The organism is Enterobacter cloacae complex sp. 277I4 (assembly GCF_050031465.1).
Lineage (GTDB): Bacteria > Pseudomonadota > Gammaproteobacteria > Enterobacterales > Enterobacteriaceae > Enterobacter > Enterobacter cloacae.
Genome location: NZ_JBLGWC010000001.1, coordinates 1,568,578 through 1,587,057, shown reverse-complemented (window position 1 = coordinate 1,587,057; position 18,480 = coordinate 1,568,578). Strand labels below are relative to the sequence as shown.

General features: G+C 54.6%; 17 protein-coding genes. 13 read left to right on the top strand and 4 right to left on the bottom strand.

Translation table 11 applies throughout. From position 1 onward, the window contains the following. Positions 1-232 precede the first annotated feature (232 nt). The 5 genes from dps (at position 233) to ybiO (ending at position 5,656) form a co-directional block, all read left to right on the top strand. On the top strand, positions 233-736 hold the full coding sequence (gene dps / locus ACQG19_RS07625; protein WP_013097463.1) for a DNA starvation/stationary phase protection protein Dps: 504 nt from the start codon (positions 233-235) through the stop codon (positions 734-736). Between the two features lie 361 nt (positions 737-1,097). After that, the gene (glnH, locus tag ACQG19_RS07620; protein ID WP_013097464.1) at positions 1,098-1,841 is read left to right on the top strand and encodes a glutamine ABC transporter substrate-binding protein GlnH; all 744 of its coding nucleotides are present in this window, start codon (positions 1,098-1,100) and stop codon (positions 1,839-1,841) included. A 93-nt stretch (positions 1,842-1,934) separates the two neighbouring features. Further along, positions 1,935-2,594: a glutamine ABC transporter permease GlnP gene (gene glnP, locus ACQG19_RS07615; protein WP_003858462.1), complete on the top strand. Its 660-nt coding sequence runs from the start codon at positions 1,935-1,937 to the stop codon at positions 2,592-2,594. After that, on the top strand, positions 2,591-3,313 hold the full coding sequence (glnQ, locus tag ACQG19_RS07610) for a glutamine ABC transporter ATP-binding protein GlnQ (RefSeq protein ID WP_013097465.1): 723 nt from the start codon (positions 2,591-2,593) through the stop codon (positions 3,311-3,313). Before glnP ends, glnQ begins: the two co-directional genes overlap by 4 nt. A gap of 129 nt (positions 3,314-3,442) precedes the next feature. Continuing rightward, the gene (ybiO, locus tag ACQG19_RS07605; protein WP_246931516.1) at positions 3,443-5,656 is read left to right on the top strand and encodes a mechanosensitive channel protein; all 2,214 of its coding nucleotides are present in this window, start codon (positions 3,443-3,445) and stop codon (positions 5,654-5,656) included. Between the two features lie 45 nt (positions 5,657-5,701). Here the strand turns inward: ybiO and rlmF are convergent, their stop codons facing one another. Beyond that, complete coding sequence (gene rlmF, locus ACQG19_RS07600) at positions 5,702-6,610, bottom strand: 23S rRNA (adenine(1618)-N(6))-methyltransferase RlmF (RefSeq protein ID WP_013097467.1); 909 nt, start codon at positions 6,608-6,610, stop codon at positions 5,702-5,704. A gap of 243 nt (positions 6,611-6,853) precedes the next feature. Between rlmF and mcbA the strand changes: the two genes are divergently transcribed. From mcbA to ybiJ, 3 genes are all read left to right on the top strand, one after another. Then, positions 6,854-7,120: a DUF1471 family periplasmic protein McbA gene (mcbA, locus tag ACQG19_RS07595; protein ID WP_013097469.1), complete on the top strand. Its 267-nt coding sequence runs from the start codon at positions 6,854-6,856 to the stop codon at positions 7,118-7,120. A gap of 117 nt (positions 7,121-7,237) precedes the next feature. Next, a complete protein-coding gene (locus ACQG19_RS07590) occupies positions 7,238-7,504 on the top strand; it encodes a DksA/TraR family C4-type zinc finger protein (protein ID WP_013097470.1) in 267 nt (88 codons plus the stop codon). A 285-nt stretch (positions 7,505-7,789) separates the two neighbouring features. Beyond that, positions 7,790-8,050 (top strand): DUF1471 family protein YbiJ, encoded by a 261-nt coding sequence (ybiJ, locus tag ACQG19_RS07585; RefSeq protein WP_013097471.1) that lies wholly within the window; start codon positions 7,790-7,792, stop codon positions 8,048-8,050. 114 nt (positions 8,051-8,164) lie between these two features. On the opposite strand, the gene ybiB is transcribed toward ybiJ, so the two are convergent. Beyond that, positions 8,165-9,127, bottom strand: coding sequence for a DNA-binding protein YbiB (gene ybiB / locus ACQG19_RS07580; RefSeq protein ID WP_246931517.1), 963 nt, complete (start codon positions 9,125-9,127; stop codon positions 8,165-8,167). Positions 9,128-9,352: 225 nt separating this feature from the next. Here ybiB and ACQG19_RS07575 point away from each other — a divergent pair, with 225 nt between their 5' ends. The 5 genes from ACQG19_RS07575 to ACQG19_RS07555 all read left to right on the top strand — a co-directional run bounded on the left by ACQG19_RS07575 (position 9,353) and on the right by ACQG19_RS07555 (position 14,707). Then, entirely contained in the window at positions 9,353-9,886 is a 534-nt protein-coding gene (locus tag ACQG19_RS07575) for a fimbrial protein (RefSeq protein WP_029882477.1), read from the top strand. A 61-nt stretch (positions 9,887-9,947) separates the two neighbouring features. Next, the gene (locus tag ACQG19_RS07570; RefSeq protein WP_020684993.1) at positions 9,948-10,622 is read left to right on the top strand and encodes a fimbrial biogenesis chaperone; all 675 of its coding nucleotides are present in this window, start codon (positions 9,948-9,950) and stop codon (positions 10,620-10,622) included. A gap of 71 nt (positions 10,623-10,693) precedes the next feature. Next, on the top strand, positions 10,694-13,189 hold the full coding sequence (locus ACQG19_RS07565) for a fimbria/pilus outer membrane usher protein (RefSeq protein ID WP_246931518.1): 2,496 nt from the start codon (positions 10,694-10,696) through the stop codon (positions 13,187-13,189). Between the two features lie 23 nt (positions 13,190-13,212). Continuing rightward, positions 13,213-14,196, top strand: coding sequence for a fimbrial protein (locus ACQG19_RS07560; RefSeq protein ID WP_246931519.1), 984 nt, complete (start codon positions 13,213-13,215; stop codon positions 14,194-14,196). 10 nt (positions 14,197-14,206) lie between these two features. Beyond that, entirely contained in the window at positions 14,207-14,707 is a 501-nt protein-coding gene (locus tag ACQG19_RS07555) for a fimbrial protein (RefSeq protein WP_038418952.1), read from the top strand. Here the strand turns inward: ACQG19_RS07555 and dinG are convergent. Together dinG and rhlE are read right to left on the bottom strand one after the other, a co-directional pair. Beyond that, complete coding sequence (gene dinG / locus ACQG19_RS07550; protein ID WP_246931520.1) at positions 14,694-16,871, bottom strand: ATP-dependent DNA helicase DinG; 2,178 nt, start codon at positions 16,869-16,871, stop codon at positions 14,694-14,696. The genes ACQG19_RS07555 and dinG overlap by 14 nt on opposite strands. A gap of 97 nt (positions 16,872-16,968) precedes the next feature. After that, positions 16,969-18,321 (bottom strand): ATP-dependent RNA helicase RhlE, encoded by a 1,353-nt coding sequence (gene rhlE / locus ACQG19_RS07545; protein WP_058679310.1) that lies wholly within the window; start codon positions 18,319-18,321, stop codon positions 16,969-16,971. Positions 18,322-18,480 lie beyond the last annotated feature (159 nt).

Here is an 18,480-nt window from a genome sequence, read left to right as displayed (position 1 = left end):
CTTACATTCTTCGTCATCGAAAAGTCATATTTCTCTCGCCCTTAATGGGAAATAGAGAATTAAGATTGATCTGTGTCAATTTTAAAAAACACCATATAGTTCAATCAGTTAATAATTCAACTCCCTTCTTGCTATTAAACCAATAGGCACAGCCAAACCGCAGGGAAAAAATCCGGTGCTATACTTAGTTCCGTAATTACCTGGGACATAAACATCAAGAGGATATGAGATTATGAGTACCGCTAAACTGGTGAAAACGAAAGCGTCTAATCTGCTTTATACCCGTAACGATGTATCGGACAGCGACAAAAAAGCAACGATTGAGTTGCTGAATCGCCAGGTGATCCAGTTCATCGATCTTTCGCTGATCACCAAACAGGCCCACTGGAATATGCGCGGTGCAAACTTTATTGCCGTTCATGAAATGCTGGATGGCTTCCGCACAGCACTGGTCACCCACCTGGACACCATGGCCGAACGCGCCGTGCAGTTAGGTGGTGTGGCGTTGGGTACCACGCAGGTGATTAACAGCAAAACGCCACTGAAAAGCTATCCGCTGGATATTCACACCGTTCAGGATCACCTGAAAGAGCTGGCAGACCGTTATGCGATTGTGGCTAACGACGTGCGTAAAGCGATTAGCCAGGCTAAAGACGAAGATACTGCGGATATCTTCACCGCCGCGTCTCGCGACCTGGATCAATTCCTGTGGTTTATCGAATCTAACATTGAATAATCCATAAGAATTTTCTATCGAACCCTCGCCTCCGGTGAGGGTTTTGCACATTTATGGTGCACACTTTTCCACTGAGACGCTGCAAAAGTGAAAGAAATGTAATAATCACCTCACACAACCGTTAACGGAAGATTGTTTTTTCATCATTATTTGCGCTAAATATCTCCCCGTCAGTTGAGCCAAACGACGCGCACCAAAACGGTGCTCCACCTTGGTGCAATCAGACATCATTGCCACGTTTATTGTGCAATGCATGACATCCTCCCCTTTGCAAAACAACAGCTTGTAAAGTTGGCACGATTTTTTCATTGTGCCTGTCGTTCTCGCAGGGGATCGCCCCGTGGATATAAAAGGAAATGCTATGAAGTCTGTATTAAAAGTTTCACTGGCTGCACTTACCCTGGCTTTTGCGGTCTCTTCTCAGGCCGCCGATAAACTGGTTGTAGCCACCGACACGGCGTTTGTTCCGTTTGAATTCAAACAGGGTGATAAATACGTTGGTTTTGATGTGGATCTGTGGGCCGCAATCGCAAAAGAACTCAAACTGGATTACACCCTGAAGCCAATGGACTTCAGCGGTATCATCCCGGCACTGCAAACCAAAAACGTAGACCTGGCCCTGGCAGGCATCACCATTACTGATGAGCGTAAAAAAGCGATCGACTTCTCTGACGGCTACTACAAAAGCGGCCTGCTGGTGATGGTCAAAGCTGACAATAACGACGTTAAAAGCGTGAAAGATCTCGACGGTAAAGTGGTGGCGGTGAAGAGCGGCACCGGCTCCGTTGATTACGCGAAAGCGAACATCAAAACCAAAGATCTGCGCCAGTTCCCGAACATCGATAACGCCTATATGGAACTTGGCACCAACCGTGCTGACGCGGTTCTGCACGATACGCCTAACATCCTCTATTTCATCAAAACCGCAGGTAACGGTAAGTTCAAAGCGGTCGGTGAGTCTCTGGAAGCACAGCAGTACGGTATTGCCTTCCCGAAAGGCAGCGACGACCTGCGTACGAAAGTTAACGGTGCGCTGAAAACCCTGAAAGAGAACGGCACGTATAACGAAATCTACAAAAAATGGTTCGGTACCGAGCCTAAATAATTTTACCTGAATTCAGGTTTGTAACGCCCGGTGACGCTCATGCTTACCGGGCCTACGTTTTTCGTTTTTCACCACGGTATACAGGAATACATCATGCAGTTTGACTGGAGCGCCATCTGGCCTGCCATTCCTCTCTTGCTTGAAGGCGCTAAAATGACCCTGTGGATTTCGGTCCTCGGTCTGGTTGGCGGGTTGATTATCGGTCTTGTCGCCGGTTTCGCCCGCACCTACGGTGGCTGGATTGCAAACCACATCGCACTGGTTTTCATCGAAGTGATCCGCGGCACGCCTATTGTCGTACAGGTCATGTTCATCTACTTCGCCCTGCCAATGGCCTTCACCGACCTGCGCATCGACCCGTTCAGCGCCGCCGTCGTGACCATTATGATCAACTCAGGTGCCTACATCGCGGAAATTACGCGCGGTGCGGTGCTGTCGATTCATAAAGGCTTCAGTGAAGCGGGTCTGGCGTTAGGTCTTTCGCGTCGCGAAACCATCCGTCACGTAATTCTGCCTCTGGCGCTGCGCCGCATGCTGCCGCCGCTGGGCAACCAGTGGATCATCAGTATCAAAGACACGTCGCTGTTCATCGTTATTGGCGTTGCTGAACTGACCCGCCAGGGCCAGGAGATCATTGCTGGCAACTTCCGTGCGCTGGAAATCTGGAGTGCGGTAGCCGTTGTCTACCTGATTATCACTCTGGTTCTGAGCTTCGTTCTGCGTCGTCTTGAAAGAAGGATGAAAATCCTGTGATTGAATTTAAAAACGTATCCAAGCACTTTGGTCCAACCCAGGTGCTGCACAATATCGATCTGAGCATCAAACAGGGTGAAGTGGTTGTGATTATCGGGCCCTCTGGCTCCGGTAAATCCACGCTGCTGCGCTGCATCAATAAGCTGGAAGAGATCACCAGTGGCGATCTGATCGTCGATGGTCTGAAAGTGAATGATCCGAAAGTGGATGACCGTCTGATTCGTCAGGAAGCGGGCATGGTGTTCCAGCAGTTTTACCTGTTCCCGCACCTGACGGCGCTGGAAAACGTGATGTTTGGCCCGCTGCGCGTACGCGGTGCCAACAAAGCGGCGGCGGAAGCGCTGGCTAAAGATCTGCTGGCGAAAGTGGGCCTCGCAGAACGTGCTCACCACTACCCTTCTGAACTTTCCGGTGGACAACAGCAGCGTGTGGCTATCGCCCGCGCGCTGGCGGTTAAACCGAAAATGATGCTGTTTGATGAGCCAACCTCCGCACTCGACCCGGAGCTGCGCCACGAGGTGCTGAAAGTCATGCAGGATCTGGCCGAAGAAGGCATGACGATGGTGATCGTGACCCACGAAATCGGCTTCGCTGAGAAAGTGGCGTCCCGCCTTATCTTCATTGATAAAGGCCGTATCGCAGAAGACGGTAACCCGCAGGCGCTGATTGCAAACCCGCCAAGCCAGCGTTTGCAGGAGTTCCTGCAGCACGTCTCCTGATTACCAGACCTCTGAAATGCAAAGCCGGGCATGCCCGGCTTTTTTACGCCAGATTGTTCCCAAAACACGCCCTTCGCTCCCTGCCCTCTATACTTATCATTTTGTTCGACATTTTCACCGGAGGGCACCGTGCCGTGGATCCTGCTGTTGTTGCTTAGCTTGTTTAGTGCGCCATCGATAGCCGTTGCTATCCCCGGCGTAACCACCGGAACGTCCACTGCGCAGCAAAAAACGCCTCCACCGGAACCGGATGCAGAAGAGAAAAAAGCCGCCTACAGTGCCCTTGCCGATGTGCTGGAAAACGACACCTCCCGGCAAGAGTTAGTCGATCAGCTGCGAAAAATTGCCGCCACACCGCCCCAGGAGCCCGTTCCAACCATCACCCCGCCGCCGGTAGAAGAGCAAAAAACGGTGCTGGAAAATGTGACTGAGGTTAGCCGCCACTATGCCGATGCCCTCTCCTCGCGCTTTGCCCAGCTCTATCGCAACCTGATGGGCTCTTCGCACAAGCCCTTTAACCCCCGTACGTTTACCGCGGCTGCCACGCAATTTTTACTGCTGGCGTCCGCCGTCTTCATTTTTTACTGGCTGGTGCGCCTGTGCGCGTGGCCCCTGTACCGAAAAATGGGGCAATGGGGTCGCAAGAAGAATCAGCAGAAAAGCAGCTGGTTGCATCTGCCGCTGATGATCGCCGCCGCGTTTATCATTGATTTACTGCTGCTGGCGCTGACGTTGTTTACAGGGCAATTGCTGGCCGACAGGCTGAATACCGGCAACAAAACTATCGCCTTCCAGCAGGCGCTGTTTCTGAATGCCTTCGCCGTAATTGAGTTCTTTAAGGCGCTGCTGCGGCTGATATTTTGCCCACGCGTGCCGGATCTTCGCCCTTTCACTATTCGGGATAGCAGCGCCAGATACTGGGCGCTGCGTCTGAGCGTGCTCAGCGGGTTGATTGGTTATGGTCTGCTGGTTGCCGTGCCAATCATCTCCAACCAGGTGAACGTCCAGTCTGGTGCGCTGGCGAATGTGCTGATTATGATCTGCATTACCGTCTGGGCGCTCTACCTCATCTTCCATAACAAAAAGACGATCACCGAGAGCTTGCTGCATCTGGCCGACCGTTCCCTCTCGTTCTTTAGCCTCTTTATTCGCGCTTTTGCCATGGTGTGGCACTGGCTGGCCAGCGCTTACTTCATTGTGCTGTGCTTCTTCTCGCTGTTCGATCCCGGCAACAGCCTGAAATTTATGATGGGTGCCACGTTTAAAAGCCTGGCCATTATTGGCGTCGCGGCCTTTGTTTCCGGCCTGCTCTCTCGCTGGCTATCGAAAACCATTACCTTGTCTGCTCAGGTCCAGCGCAATTACCCGGAGCTGCAAAAACGGGTGAACGGCTGGCTTTCGGTTTCACTGAAGGTGGCGCGCATTCTCACCGTCTGTGTGGCGATTATGCTGCTGCTCAATGCCTGGGGACTGTTCGATTTCTGGAACTGGCTGCACAACGGCGCTGGGGAAAAGACCGTTGATATTTTAATTCGTATCGCGCTGATCCTGTTCTTCTCTGCCGTAGGCTGGACGCTGCTGGCCAGCCTGATTGAGAACCGCCTGGTCTCTGACATTCACGGCAGGCCGCTGCCAAGCGCGCGTGCCCGCACCTTGCTCACCCTGTTCCGCAACGCGCTGGCGGTTATCATCAGTACCATCACGATTATGATTGTGCTTTCGGAAATCGGCGTGAATATCGCGCCACTGCTGGCCGGTGCGGGTGCGCTGGGTCTGGCTATCTCCTTCGGCTCGCAGACGCTGGTGAAGGACATCATCACCGGTATCTTTATTCAGTTTGAAAACGGCATGAACACCGGGGATCTGGTGACCATCGGGCCGCTGACCGGCACCGTTGAGCGAATGTCGATTCGATCCGTCGGCGTGCGCCAGGACACCGGGGCGTACCATATTATTCCGTGGTCATCGATTACCACCTTCGCCAACTTCGTCCGGGGTATTGGCTCGGTGGTGGCAAATTACGATGTCGATCGTCATGAAGATGCCGATAAAGCCAAACAGGCGCTGCGGGATGCGGTAGATGAGATGATGACCATGGAGGATATTCGCGGCCTGGTGATTGGCGAGCCGTCGTTTGCCGGTATTGTCGGGCTGACCAACACCGCCTTTACCCTGCGCGTGTCGTTCACCACCCAGCCGCTCAAACAGTGGACGGTACGTTTTGCCCTCGACAGCATGGTGAAAAAACACTTTGATCTGGCGGATGTGCGTATGCCGGTGCAGACGTATCAGGTGCTGCCGCCGCCTGCCTCGCCGCTCCCTCCGCAGGAGCCGACGCTGTAACCGAGCCGGGTGGCGGCTTCGCCTTACCCGGCTTACGACGGCGTGCTATTTGCGACGTTTGTTATCGTCCATAAACGTCCAGGCGATAAAGCGGCTCTGTTTTTGTCCCTGCGCCATCTCTTTTTTCACCACCTTCACGGCACCGGCTTCGGTCAGCGCGCGGTAGAGCGGCGGCAGGTTATCGCCGCGCGAAACCAGGGTGGTAAACCATTTCACCTGGCGGGCAAACTGTTTACTTTCCGCGATCATGCGCAGGATAAACGCCACCTCGCCCCCTTCGCACCACAGCTCCTGCTGCTGGCCGCCGAAGTTGAGCGCGCCATCTTCAGCCTGACCCAGATTGCGACGCTTACGTTCGCTCCCGGCGCGGGCGGCAGCCGCTGAATCATGGAATGGCGGGTTGCAGAGGGTGGCGTCGTAGTGCTCGTTCTTGTGGATAATGCCGTTGAAAATAGAGGCGGCATCTTTCTGACGGCGTAAGCGAATAGACCGACTTAAGCCAGGATTGGCATTAATGATCGCCTGCGCGCTGGCAAACGCCTCAGCGCCAATTTCGCTCCCGGTAAAGCGCCAGTGATATTCATGCACGCCGATGAGCGGATAAATCAGGTTCGCGCCGGTCCCAATATCCAGAACCGTGGCCTGCTGAGGAATAACGCCGCCACGATCGTCAGCCAGAAGATCGGCAAGATAGTGGAGATAATCGGCACGCCCCGGCACGGGCGGGCAGAGAAAGCCTTCCGGGATATCCCAGTGCGTAACGCCGTAAAAATGCGCCAGCAGGGCTTTATTCAGCATTTTTACCGCCTGCGGGTCGGCAAAGTTGACCGAAGGCTCACCGGCTGGGGTCTGCACGATGTAGTCCTGCAGCGGAGGGCAGCTCTGGCATAACGCCTTCATGTCATAGCGGCTGCGGTGGCGATTTCGCGGGTGTAATCCCGGCTTGGAAGTCATGGCATTCTCCTTTAAACAGCGGCGTAAGATACCCTGTGCGGGAGCAACGGTAAATATCTCTCTGCTGTGCGCAAAAAAACGCCATAAATCAGTGACCTTTATGTCGCTGATCTGTCAGCGAATTGTCAATTTATATCGTTCAAAAAATAAGCAGATCATCATCAAATTTTTGCGCTAAATCACACTCGTCAGGCTTCTAAACTTAAAGGGAATCACCTGTTGTTTCCCCCTGAGGATGTGATTATGAAAAAATACCTGACTCTTGTTGTTATCGCTGGCGCGCTGGCAAGTGCGTCATTTTCTGCCATGGCCGTTCAGTCACTGACCGAAAGTACCGATACCAGCCAGCTGCGCCCTGCAGGCACCGTCTCGGTAAGTCGTGCAAGTAACCTTGACGATCTGCAAAACAAGCTGGCCGAAAAAGCGCGCGAAGAAGGTGCGAAAGGCTTCGTGGTGAATTCCGCCGGCGGCGATAACCATATGTATGGCACAGCAACCATCTATAAATAAGTTCCCCTTCCGAGAACCACTGCATCTGGCTGACAGATGCAGTTCTCAACTCCCGTCTTGACTGTACGTTTTTTGACCCCACATTAATAAGATACACACCGAACGTGAGGATAAGCCATGGCTTCCGGATGGGCGAATGATGACGCCGTTAACGAACAGATCAACAGTACCATTGAAGATGCCGTTGCCCGTGCTCGCGGTGAAATTCCGCGCGGGGAAAGTTTAACGGAATGCGAAGAGTGCGGAGAAACGATTCCGGAAGCGCGCCGTAAAGCCATGCCCGGCGTACGGTTATGTGTCTCCTGTCAGCAGAATAAAGATTCAAAAAACAAATCACATTCAGGATATAATCGCAGAGGATCGAAAGACAGCCAGTTACGTTGACTTTCCTTTACCGAAGTTCACCGCGCAAGCGATTTCCTTTACGCTCACGATTTTTTAACAGGCGCGTAGCAAAATGTGCCATGAATCATGCGTCTGTAAACCGGAGCGACAAGAACTGTAAATTGCCCTTCTGAATTTATTAATATTCAATAAGTTATTTGTCATTCAATTTTTTTGAGCAACCACGTCAATTCTCTTCGATTTTATCTGCCGAAAAAAAACGTGATACTTATCACATCGACGGAACATCGTCCCCTTAACAGAAAAACCTGCGAGAGATTAATTATGAAAACCATCAAATATGCTGTTGCTGCTGTTGCCCTGTCCGCTCTGTCTTTTGGCGCTTTCGCTGTAGAGCCCGTTTCTTCTGCTCAGGCACAGAACATGAATAAAGTAGGTGTGGTGAGTGCTGATGGCGCAACCACGCTGGACGGTCTGGAAGCCAAACTGGCTGAAAAAGCCGCTGCGGCCGGTGCAAGCGGATACACCATTACATCCGCTAACGGCAATAACAAGCTGAGCGGCACTGCGGTTATCTACAAATAATCGACTGAATTAATGCTCCACCCTCACCATACCCTCTGGTGAGCTGCTCCAACCCTCATTGACCCTGTTGTTACCCTTGCTTGCCCGTCCGCCACTGGACGGGCTTTTTTTTGCCTAAAACGCCTGTTCCACACGGGCTAACCCCGCCTGGACAGACTCCACTTCACCGGTTGCCAGCAGGCAGCAGGCCATCTGCAGCTTAAGGGTGTGCGGAACAGGGACATTGCCGGCAAGGCACTGCTCAATCCAGTGCGCAGTCGTGTGCGGATCTTTTGCCTCCGGCAACACCACATCCACATTCTCTTCACCCCGCTCCAGCACGGGTCGCGTGCCGGCGGCATCAATCAGCACCAGCTGCGGGCAGCGCTGCGGATTGGCGTAAACTTCCCCTTCGGTGCCGTGCATCAGCAGCGCCCTGCCGCCGATATCTTCAAAGAACTTGCCCACCCGCGTGACATACTCCGGGTGCGATACGCTGGAGAGGCGCAGGACATCCGCTTCACCAAACGGCGTCGCCAGTTTCGCCAGGGTGTGCGCACTGTTGCGCACACCCATGCGCCAGCGCATATCCAGCTGTTTTTCCAGCGGCGGACAGAGCGCCTTAACCGGAATAAAGACCGGCTGATGACCATCCAGCTTTGCCTGTGCCTGTCCGGCGTGCAGGGTTGGCTCGATACCTAACATGCCAAAAATGGTCTCCGTCAGGACGCGAGTCGGATCTTCGCTAACGCCATGGACAACTACCGGGAACCCGAGCTTATGCAGCAGAATAGCCAGCAGTGGCGTCAGATTCGCCTGTTTGCGCGCGCCGTTGTAGGTAGGGATGACAATCGGCATCGGTCTGGCTACCGGTGGCGTTAAGCGCAGCGTTTGCGCCTGCATCGCGTCATAAAAACCGCGCATCTCCGCTTCGCCTTCACCTTTAATGCGTAGCGCAATCAGGATACCGCCCATCTCCAGATCGGGCACGTCGCCGTTAAGCATATGGGTGTACAGCGCACGGGCCGTTTCCTGATCCAGGTCGCGGGCATGGTTTTTTCCCCGCCCTACCTCTTTGATAATTTTACGATAGTCCACGACATCTCTCCTTGCGGCTCTTTGCAGATACTATAGCCCTGATAAATGCCTGGCGGGTAATCATTTTCCTTTCTCTCCCGACACCCTGACAAACGCCCTTCGAGGGTAAAAATGGTCTGAAGATAAATTGAACGAAAAATAGTTCTCAGCGATAGTTCATGCCGAATTAATCAGCCACGTGATGATTAATACCTGAAGTGCCATACTTTCATTCAGAGGATTTAAATGAAAAAAATGATTATTGCGGGGATCGCCGCCGGGATGGCGTGTGCTTCCGTTTCTGTATTTGCGTCCAGTGGTGAAGGTCAAATTAATTTCACAGGTGAGATTATTGATTCTGCATGTACTGTGGTAAACGGTTTAAGCAATCCGCTTAATGTTTCATTAGGTAAGGTGTCTAAATCTGCATTTACCGGAAGTGGTTCGACGACCTCAACAACCCGCTTTAGTATTCAGTTAAAAGATTGTCCTGAAACGGTTACCAGCGCCTCGGTGACATTCGGCGGGACGCCTGACAGTAACAACAAAGATATTCTTGCTGTGACATCAGGAACCGGTTCGGCGTCAGGAGTGGGTGTTCAGTTGCTGGATAAAACGGAAAATCCACTGAGCTTATATACGGCCTCTGCTGCGTATACGCTCACGCCAGGTACCACAACAAACGATCTGCAGTTTGGCGCACGTTATATCCAGACCGGAGGAACGGTGTCTGCCGGACTGGCGAATGCCGCGTCTACCTTCACTATCGTTTACAACTAATAAAACAGATATTAGCTACCCCAGTGGCTAATATCTGTTATTGCTTTATTACGGTGTCACTATGCGAAAATATCTTCTGGCCTCCTCTTTTTTATTTATTGCCTCCGTTGCCCATGCGGGTATTACCATTGGCGGCACACGCGTGGTCTACCCAGAAAGTAAAAAAGAATCCTCTATTGGGATCACCAACCCGGACAATCTCGATTATCTGGTGCAGTCATGGGTCGAGACGGAAGATAACGCACGTGAGAAAGCACCGTTCCTGATCACGCCGCCGCTGTTTCGCCTTGATGCGAAGCAAGAGAACGTTCTGCGCATCATCAGAACCGGGGGAAACTTACCTGCCGATCGCGAATCGCTGTTCTGGCTGAATATTAAATCCATACCCTCTTCTGCGCGCAATGAGAGCGTTAATACGCTGCAGATTGCGATTAAAACCCGCATTAAGCTGCTTTATCGCCCGTCAGGTATTACCGGAAAACCGGAAGATGTCGCCACGCAATTATCCTGGCACACCCGGGGAAACCAGCTGATTGTCGAAAACCCCACGCCGTTTTATATGAATTTCCAGGAAATAACGCTCGACGGTAAAAAGGTCGATAAAGCCACCTATGCCGGCCCAAAAAGTGAAACCCATTTCGCGACACCAGGAAATATTACAGCACACACCGTAAGCTGGAAAATCATCAATGATTACGGCGGTATTAGCCAGTCCTATAGCGCACAGATTAAATAACGTCTGGAATAGCGAAAATCGTTATGAGCTGGGACTACTCCACCGAACCACCCAAACAGCACGGACGCTCAATGCTTATTGCATTGGGCTGCACGCTGTTGGGTGTGTGCGTGCAAAAAGTTCTGGCCGATGATTATTTCAACCCGGCGCTACTGGATATTGATAACCCAGGCCAGGGTAAAACCGACCTCAGTATTTATGAGATTGGTCCCGGTCAGGCTCCCGGTAAATATCACGTTGATGTCTACGTCAACAATAATAAAGTGGCAAGCAAAGAGATTGAGTTCACGCTGAAGAAAGACGCCAGCGGTAAATCAACCCTGCAGCCGTGCCTTAGCGCCGCCCAGTTAAAAAGCTTCGGTATTAATACCGAAAAATTCGGGCAGGACGATAAGGCGCAGTGCATTGACCTGAGCGTGATCCCCTCCGCCAGCGCAACGTTTCATGTTAATCCGCAGCAGCTGCTGTTAAGCATTCCCCAGACCGCAATTACTCAGGTACCGCGTGATTACGTCGACCCGCAGGAATATGACGAGGGAATTAACGCCCTGCTGCTCAATTACAGCTTCACCGCCGGGAACAACCGCGGCAAAGGTGAAAACGGTAGCGATCAGCGCAGCGAGTTTCTTAACCTGCGTCCGGGTCTTAACCTCGGGGCGTGGCGTTTTCGTAACTACTCCACCTGGAGCAAAACCAGCGGTGACGGTGACGCAGAGAGCCAGTTTTCTTCGGTCTATACCTACGCCCAGCGCGATATTATCGCCCTTGGCGGGAACGTCACATTCGGCCAAAGCTCTTCCCCTTCCGATGTGTTTGACAGCATCTCTTACACCGGGGCGCAGATCGCCTCGGATGACGACATGCTCCCGGACAGCATGAAGGGCTTTGCGCCGGTGATCCGCGGTACGGCGCACAGTAACGCCCAGGTTATCGTTCGCCAGAATGGTTACGTCATTTACCAGAACTATGTCGCTCCCGGCGCGTTCGAGATTAACGATCTCTACCCCACCGGCGGAAGCGGCGATTTGAACGTCACCGTGAAAGAGACGGACGGCAGCGAACAGCATTTTGTGGTGCCTTATGCGTCGGTGCCGGTGTTGCAGCGTGAAGGCCGCTTTAAATACAGCCTCACCGCGGGGCGCTATCGCAGCTATGACAACGACGTCGAAAAAACCCCGTTTATGCAGGGTACGGCAATCTACGGCTTGCCTTACGGCTTTACGGTCTACGGCGGCGTGCAGGCAAGCCAGTATTACGATGCGCTGGCGCTGGGGGTCGGCAAGAATATCGGCGATCTCGGGGCCTTTTCGGTGGATGTCACCGACGCCAAATCAGAGATGCAGGATCAGGCCCCCACTCGCGGGCGCTCCTGGCGCATCCGCTACAGCAAAGATTTCGCCACCACCGGTACCCATTTTTCCATTACCGGCTATCGCTATAACAGCAAGGGGTTCTACACCCTGCAGGACACGCTGGATTCCCATACCCGTAATGACGACTGGGAAACGCCGGACACGCGCCGCAGCCGCGAGGAGGCGACTGTCGACCAGTCCCTGGGCGGGGCGTTTGGTTCCCTGACGTTAAGCCTGGTCAAAGAGAACTACTGGAATTCAAGCCAGGGGATGACCTCACTGAACCTCGGCTACAACAACTCCTGGCACGGCATCAGCTACGGTCTCAGTTACGGACTGGATAAAAACACGCGTGACAGCGGGGATGATAATAATGAGAAAACCAGCGAGCAGACGATTGCATTTAACGTCTCCGTTCCGCTCGATCGCTGGCTCAGCAACACCTGGGTGAACTACAACCTGAACAGCACAAAGCACGAAACAACCCAAAGCGTGGGTCTGAACGGCACGGCGCTGGCCGGTAATAACCTCAGTTGGGGGGTTCAGCAGGGCCATAGTCAGAGCAGCGGGGACAGCACCAGTCTGAATGCCGATTATAAAGGCACCTACGGCGAAGTGAGCGCCGGGTATTCACAGGATAACCAGCAGCAACAGCTCAATGTCGGTCTTCAGGGCAGCATGATCGCCCATGCGCACGGCATCACCCTCGGTCAGCCGATGGGTGAGACCGCTGCGCTGATCGAAGCGCCGGGCGCAGACGACACCAATGTCACCAATCAGACAGGCATCAACACCGATTATCGCGGCTATGCCATTGTGCCGTACGTTTCGCCATACCGTCACAACACCCTCGCGCTGAACACCGAAACCTTGCCGGAAAATGCCGATATCGACCAGGCCGCAAAAACGGTGACACCAACGCGCGGCGCCATTGTGCGAGCACATTATGAAACGCACGTAGGCAGTCGGGTGTTGATGACACTAAAACGCGCGGATGGTCGCCCGATCCCCTTTGGCGCAACGGCATCTCAGGCCCATCAGGACGGTGAATTTATCGTAGGCGACGGCGGGCAGGTGTACCTCACCGGTATGCACGAGACAGGTACGGTTAACGTCAGCTGGGGGAAAACCGCCGACAGCCATTGCAAGGCAACTTATCACCTGCCCACCAAAGCCGACGGCCCTGTTCTTAACGTTACGGCGCAGTGTGTATGACCCTTCCCGAGGAAAAAATGAACATGTGTAGTTATGTCTTCGCACTGCTGGTTTTACTCACGAGCGCGTGTCTGGTGCCACATGCCCAGGCGGCAACCTCCTGTGACAGCGCCGATCTGCCTTATACCCTTGATGCGGGCACGCTTTCTGTACCCACAACACTCGATATTGGCGGCGTCATCCCGGGTTCGGCAAAGACCCATACCGTTAACGGCAGCTGTACCGGCACGATGACGAATCACACCCTTATTTCCTGCTATTACGGAACGGGAACGGAAGTGCCTGGCATGCCGGGCGTGTATACCACCAATGTTGACGGCATCGGCATTGAGCTTCTGAACAGCAGCGGGCAGATCGTTCGCGGCAAAGGGTACTCATGCGATACAACCGCCACGCCCATTGGGACGGTCAGCAGCGACAGCGGACAAACATTTTCTTTCAGCTACACCCAGCGGTTAATCAAAACGGCATCACATATCGGTAGCGGTACCCTTTCGCTCGCGCAGGATCCCTATGGATTCGGGGTTTTTAACTCTGTGGGGATTTCTGGTGCACGTAATACCAGCCACTATTCCGCCACGGTCAGCGAAAGAACGGCGACCTGTTCTATTGATCCGCTAAATCTGACGGTGACCCTCGGCAATTTCCCGGTGTCGCAATTTACCCACGTGGGCAGCTATACGGCCTGGAAGTATTTCAACATCACCGCCACCTGTACCGAAGAGGTCAATCTTACGGCCTCGGTAACCAGCGCAAATGGCATCAACAGCCAGTATGCAGATGTCCTGAACCTGACGCCCGGCAGCGACAGCGCCACGGGCGTGGGGGTGAGAATGCTGCTTGACGGTGTCGATCTTAAATACGACTACCCAATCCCGGTGGGTGGAAGAGCCGAACCAGGCGTTCCGGATGTGATCCCCTTCGCGGTGCAGTATTACCAGACGGATGCCAGCGTCACGGCGGGGAAAGCCAATACGATTGCCACCATCGATCTTGAATACCAGTAACGGAGCGAAGATGAAAACGTTATCCCTGTTGCTCGCTCTGACGAGCCTCTCTGTGGGCGCGACCGACGTGACGCTCAATATCGAAGGGAATATTTACGACACCACCTGCCAGGTAGACAGCGCCAGCCAGAACATGGTGGTGGATCTGGGACAGGCCGTCGCCAGTGATTTTAAGGATATCGGCGACACCGGCCCGTGGAAAAACTTCGATTTAAAGCTCACCAATTGTCCGCCCACGCTGACGGTTGCCACCATCAGCGTTGACGGCCCCCGCGATACGGACCACCCCTTTAAATTCGCCAATAGTGGCACCGCCAAAGGGGTGGCATTAGAGCTGGCCGACCGTCTGGATTACATCGTGCTTGCCCCCGAAGCCCGCTTTAGCGTGGTGATTGACGCCGGTACCCACACCGCCGATTTTCCCATGGCGGCACGCTATTACGCTACCGCCCTGCCTGTGACGGCGGGTACCTTCAACAGCGTTGTTCAGGCCACCTTTACTTACCAGTAGGACCGCGCCCCTTAGCACGGATGCTTTTCCGACGCCCGGCAGTCTGTTTTGCCGGGCGTTTTTTTATTTCAGGCACCTCCGGCTGTTCTATCGGGAACACCGGCAGGGCATTTAGCAGGCGCTGACCATAGTTTTTGGTGAGCAGACGCTTGTCGTAGATCACCACTTCGCCCCAGCAACCGTGGCTACGAATCAGACGACCCACCTGCTGAATCAGGTTAAACGACGCCGCCGGGAGACTTTGAACCTCAAACGGATAGCGGTTGAGGCTTTTCAGCCATTCTCCTTCGGTGATCACCACCGGGCTGTCGATGGGTGGGAAGGCGATTTTATGAATATGCACCTGGGTCAGATAGTCGCCCTTCAGATCCAGACCTTCCGCAAAAGACTGTAACCCCACCAGCACGCTGCGCTCGCCGTTATCGATGCGCTGGCGGTGGAGCTCTACCAGCCGATAGCGCGGCTGATCGCCCTGCACCAGCAGCAGTAAACGCAGATCGGTAACATGTTCCAGAAAGCGCTGCATGGCGCGTCCGCTGGCAAACAGCACCAGCATGCCGGGGTATTTTTTACTCTCCAGCTGTTCGCGGAAATAGGCGGCCATTTCGGCAATATGCTGCTCTTCGTTATCGATAAGCGGCTCGTAGCGCATGCGCGGGATCACCAGCTTGCCCTGCTCGCAGTGGTTAAACGGCGAGTCCAGCGCCACGAAACGGTCCCCCGCTTTTTCTTTCAGGCCGCTCATCTCCTGCAGCCGCGAGAAGCTGTTCAGGGAACGCAAGGTCGCTGACGTTACCACCACGTGCGGCACGCTGCGCCAGATCAGCTTTTCCAGCTGATCGGCCACGCGGATGCCCACGCAGTGGAAAAAGAGGTGCACCTGCCCGTCTCTCACTTCGCGGGTGGCCCATTTGGTGACCGGCGCGCCGGACGCCTGCGCCATTGAGGCCAGCCGCCAGAGTTTGCTTTGCGCTTCAAACATGCCCAGCGCACGGTTCATTTGCAGCAGAATACGGTGCAAACGCACCACGTCATGGGTGCCGGTCTTTTCACTGAGATCGTTTAAGAACATCTCGGCCAGGCCGCGCAGCATTTCCAGATGCTTCGCCAGCTGCTGGCAGATCTCCATCACCTCGTCCGGCAACTCCCCCATGGCAAAACGGTGCTCTGCCTCCTGAGTCGCCGGGAGATACAGATTCAGAATGTTGTTCAGGGATGCGATAAGGCCGTAGACCTCTTCACAGTGTTCACTCAGACGCTCGGGCACCGCCAGCGGCGGCGTGGTTTTGGGACGGAACTGCTCCATGCAGGTGGCCACCAGCTTGCAGAACAGATCGAGCTGCAGGCGGAACCACGGGGCCGTGATTTCAGCACTCATCTCCAGCGCATCCCGGGCTACGTCAGGCAAATGGTGGCCTTCATCAAGCACCAGCAGCAGGTTTTTCGGCTCCGGCAGCACCGCCTCGCTCTCCAGCGCCGCCATCACCAGCGCATGATTGGCGACCACCACTTCCGCTTCCTGGATCTCCCGCCGGGCGACAAAAAACGGGCACTCGCGGTAGTAGTGACAATTACGGTTGAGGCAGCTGGCTTTATCGGTGCTGAGCCTGCGCCATAAATCATCGCCGATGGCCTGGCTGGTGTGATCGCGCAAACCGTCCCACCTGTAGCTGTCGAGATCGGCTTTCAGCTTCGCACACTGTTCCTGCTCCGCCTTGTTGTTTGGCGTCAGTTCGTCATCAAGAAACGCCAGCAGATCCTGCTGGGTGGGCTCACTGCTGGCGAGCGCCGCCAGGTTACGCGGGCAGACATAACGTCCGCGGCCAAAGGCGGCGGTAAAACGCAGCTCGGGGATAATTTTGCGCAGCAGCGGCAGGTCTTTGCTGAAGATCTGATCCTGTAGCGCCACGTTAGCGGTGCTGACCACCAGCGTCTTTTGTTCTTCCCGCGCAATAGCGATGCCCGGGATTAAATAAGAGAGGGTTTTACCGACCCCGGTTGGCGCTTCAATCGCCAGATGTCGCCCGTCATCACCGGCGAGCGTTTTTGCCACATCGGCAATCATCTGCCGCTGTGGTGCCCGGGGGATAAAGTCGGGGATCTGCTGCTGGAGTGCCTTATACCAGGCACCAATCTGCGCTTTCAGCGCCGCGGTTAAAGCCATCGGAAAACCTGAAATACTGTATAAACAGCCACTATTGTGGCACTTTATTTTCGTCGCCGCAAAAAGAAAAGCCCGGCTTTACGGCCGGGCTTCCAGATTACTGTGGGTTAGCCGGTTTACGCGGACGGCGACGGCGCTGCCCTTCTCCTGCCGGTTTCCCTTCGCCGTCGCGGCGAGGCGGTTTATTGCCCGACTTCGGCGCGCCGCCTTCGGCACGGCGTGGCTGCTGCTGACCACGGCCGCCGCCCTGACCGCGTCCACCGCCGCCACGCTGCTGGCGACCATTCTGAATTGGCTCCGCTTTAATGGACGGATCCACTTCGTATCCCGGCGTTTCAATACGCGGGATCTCTTTCTTCAGCAGACGTTCGATATCGCGCAGCAGTTTGTGTTCATCCACGCAGACCAGCGAGAGCGCTTCGCCAGTAGCCGCCGCACGACCGGTACGGCCGATACGGTGAACATAGTCTTCCGGCACGTTTGGCAGCTCGTAGTTCACCACGTGCGGCAGCTCTTCAATGTCCAGACCACGGGCAGCGATGTCGGTTGCCACCAGCACGCGGATATCACCGGATTTAAAGTCCGCCAGCGCACGGGTACGCGCCCCCTGGCTCTTGTTACCGTGGATAGCCGCACTGCGAATACCGTCTTTGTTCAGCTGTTCCGCCAGGTGGTTTGCACCGTGCTTGGTACGGGTAAAGACCAGCACCTGCTGCCAGTTACCCTGACCAATCATCTGGGAGAGCAGTTCCCGCTTACGCTTTTTATCAACGAAGTGCACGTGCTGGGTCACCTGCTCAGAGGCGGTGTTGCGGCGCGCCACTTCAACTTCCAGCGGGTTATGCAGCAGCTTTTCAGCCAGCGCTTTGATATCGTCGGAGAAGGTCGCGGAGAACAGCAGGTTCTGACGGCGCGGCGGGAGCTTAGCCAGCACGCGGCGAATATCGTGGATAAAGCCCATGTCGAGCATGCGGTCGGCTTCGTCCAGCACCAGAATTTCGACGTTATCTAGCTTCACGGCGTTCTGATGTTCCAGATCCAGCAGACGGCCCGGCGTTGCCACCAGCACGTCCACGCCGCCGCGCAGTTTCATCATCTGTGGGTTAATGCTCACACCGCCAAAAACCACCAGCGAACGAATGTTGAGATAGCGGCTGTAATCACGCACGTTCTCGCCAATCTGCGCCGCCAGCTCGCGGGTTGGGGTGAGGATCAGCGCACGAACCGGGCGACGCCCCTTCGCGTGCGGCTGATTTTTTACCAGCAGCTCTAACAGTGGCAGGGTGAAGCCTGCGGTTTTACCGGTCCCGGTCTGGGCACTGGCCATCAGGTCACGGCCCTGCAGAACGGCAGGGATCGCCTGCTGCTGGATTGGGGTTGGCTCAACGTAGCCCTGCTCTGCGATCGCGCGCAGAATTTCCGGGTTCAGGCCAAGGGAATCAAAAGACATAAAAACTCCGAACCGCCCCGACCATCACAGGTGTAGTTTTCAGGGAGATATAACGAATAGGGGAGGACAAAAACCACAATGTCGCGAAGGGGCGGAGTGTAGCAGCTTTTGTGACGTGGCGCATAAAATATCCCTCCACCTTCCCTCGACGATTTCGCT